Annotated in this window: 2 protein-coding genes and 1 pseudogene; 2 read left to right on the top strand and 1 reads right to left on the bottom strand. The window is 64.4% G+C overall.

The window, feature by feature from the left end; translation table 11 throughout:
• Positions 1-560: pseudogene (locus tag VIQ49_RS24330) on the top strand (hypothetical protein); the annotation flags it as partial.
• 122 nt (positions 561-682) lie between these two features.
• Positions 683-1,681 carry a dioxygenase gene (locus VIQ49_RS24325; RefSeq protein WP_331889161.1) on the top strand — a complete coding sequence of 333 codons (999 nt, stop codon included), beginning with the start codon at positions 683-685 and terminating at the stop codon, positions 1,679-1,681.
• Here the strand turns inward: VIQ49_RS24325 and VIQ49_RS24320 are convergent.
• Complete coding sequence (locus VIQ49_RS24320) at positions 1,678-2,388, bottom strand: SGNH/GDSL hydrolase family protein (protein ID WP_331889160.1); 711 nt, start codon at positions 2,386-2,388, stop codon at positions 1,678-1,680. The two genes, VIQ49_RS24325 and VIQ49_RS24320, sit on opposite strands and share 4 nt — an antisense overlap.
• Positions 2,389-2,547: the final 159 nt, after the last annotated feature.

Genomic DNA, 2,547 nt, shown 5'->3' with positions numbered 1-2,547 from the left:
CGCTGATCAGCGCGACGTCATTTTCGCGTGCGCTCGACCGGATGTATGCGCGGGTGTGGGGTAACCCGAAGTTGAAGTTCAGCAAGGGGTGGCGATGGATCGTTGTTGTGGTGGCGATTTCGCTCGGGGTGGCGGTCCAGGGCCTCATCGCGCGTCTCGGTGACATCGGAACCTTCGACGTGGTCGGTCTTGGCCTTCAGGTATCCGCCGATCTCGCCTTTTGGACAGTGCTCTGGTTCTTCGTCTGCCGGATGCTCACCGAGAAGCGGGTGAACGTCCGGTGCAGCCTCCTGACCGGCATGATCTCGGCGATCGGATTGACGGCGCTGTCGCTGGGTTCTCGGGTTGCGCTGGAGCCGATTTTGGATAGTGCAACAAGTCAATTCGGCATCCTCGGCGTCATCTTCACCATCATCAGTTGGCTGTTCGTCTTTTCGGCGGTGTTGGTCGCGGCAACTGTCATCGTTTACACACTGGCGTCGGATACCGGCCGGATCGGGCATTTCTTGAGGACCCCGGAGGCCTCAGATGTGCCGGTTGGTGCACAACAAGCCGCGTGAACACGCATCGGCCCAGCTCACGGTGTCCAGCGAACTCACAGGTCGCGAACAGGGTCCCGCCATGTCCGGTGAGTAGAACTGGATCAGAAGGTTGATCTGACACAGTTTGCGAGGGAGTTGCGATGAGTAAGCGTCGGATGTTCGGACAGGGACGGGACAACGAGGTCCACGAGCATGATCTGGGCCTGGCACACGACATGCAGAAGATGATGTCGAGGCGAGGTGCGCTGGCGTTGTTCGGCGCGGCCGGTGCGGCAACGCTGGTGGCCTGCGGAACGTCGTCGTCGGATTCGAAGACATCCACCGCTGCTGGTTCGACGTCGGCAGATGCCACCTCGAGCACCGGTACGGCGACTGCGATAGGCGAATGTGTCGAGGCCGCGCCACAGGAGACCGCCGGACCGTATCCGGGCGACGGGTCGAACGGGCCGAATGTGCTGATCGAGTCAGGCGTCGTTCGCGATGACATCACCACCAGCTTCGGGACCATGTCGGGTACGGCCGAGGGTGTGCCGATGACGATCACCCTGGCACTGCAAGACCTGACGAAGGACTGCAACCCGGGTGAAGGCATGGCCGTCTACATCTGGCACTGCGATCGCGACGGCGAATACTCGCTCTACGGGTCCAAGGTCGCCGATCAGAACTACCTGCGCGGTGTGCAGGTGGCCGGGGCAGACGGAAAAGTGTCGTTCACGTCGATCTATCCCGCGTGCTACTCGGGCCGCTGGCCGCACATCCACTTCGAGGTGTACGACTCCCTGGAAGTGGCGGTCGCCGGCAGTGACGCCCGATTGACGTCGCAGATCGCACTTCCAGAAGACGTGAGCAACACCGTCTATGCCACCGCCGGGTACGAGAAGAGCATCACCAATCTCGCCGCTGTCAGCCTCGACAGCGACAACGTCTTCAGTGATGGGTGGAACGCGGAGTTGGCCACCGCGGAAGGCAACGTCCAAGCCGGATACCAGGTTTCGATCACGGTTGGTGTTGCCGAGAAGTCGGCCAACACCCAGGCGGCGCCTCCCGGTGGCGGTGGACCAGGTGGTGCAGGTGGACCCGGCGGAACGCCTCCCGACGGCATGCCGCCCGAGGGAATGCCGGAGCCTGCTGCGAGTTAGGACGCCGGCGACGGCACCTTGTCGGACTCCGGGCAATGGAACCGTGACAGCGATCTGGTGACCTCGGTCGCGACGACCGCGTGACCGGCCATCGTGAGGTGAATGTGGTCCGCGCTCAGCCAGTTTCGCCGGAGCCTCGCGGGGTGGTCCCACAGTTCGGTGAGGATCGCATCGTGGCGTGCTGCCACTCGGCGGACGATCGCGGCGTATTCGACGAATCGGGGGCGGAAGGGGCGCAGCCGACCTGTGAACGCGTCGGCCAGCGTGAACATCGACAGCCTGGCCCCATCAGCGGTGGCGGCGGCGCAGAGTTCGTCGAGGCCGCGTTCGACCTCGAGCAGGTCGGCGTCGTGCAGGAACAGATCGTTGCCGCCGCACGAAACATGCACCAGGTCCGTTCCGAAATCGAGGACCGCCCGTAGCTGTTCGTCGTGGACCTGCCCGATGGTGGCACCGATCTTCCCGGTGTTGATGTAGGCCAGATCCGGATGCACCGCCGTCAGTGTCGCCGCCAGCCGGTCGGCCCACGGCACATCGGCGTACCCGGGCCACGGGTCGCCGGTGCCCGCGGCGATGGAATCTCCGATCACCGCAAACCGGCGCCATGGTGTCCCGGCCAGCATCGCGTGTGCTGCGCCGGGAGAGAGCAGCATCGGATCGCCGGCCTCCGTGTTGATCTCGGTATGGCGAATGTCATTGGGGGTCATCGTGGTTCTCCTTCGGGTGGGTGGGAATGGCGGCGCACACCGCGGCTGCGAGCGCGATGCCGCCGCAGATGGCAAACAATGTATGGAAGGCGGTGAGTGGTTGCCCGGGGTTGGCTGCGAAGACGGCGGCGAGGATCGCGACCCCCAGCGCCCCGCCGG

This window comes from Williamsia sp. (genome assembly GCF_036566845.1).
Classification (GTDB): domain Bacteria; phylum Actinomycetota; class Actinomycetes; order Mycobacteriales; family Mycobacteriaceae; genus Williamsia.
Note: the sequence above shows the minus strand (reverse complement) of the source record. Positions and strands in the feature narration are given on the sequence as shown.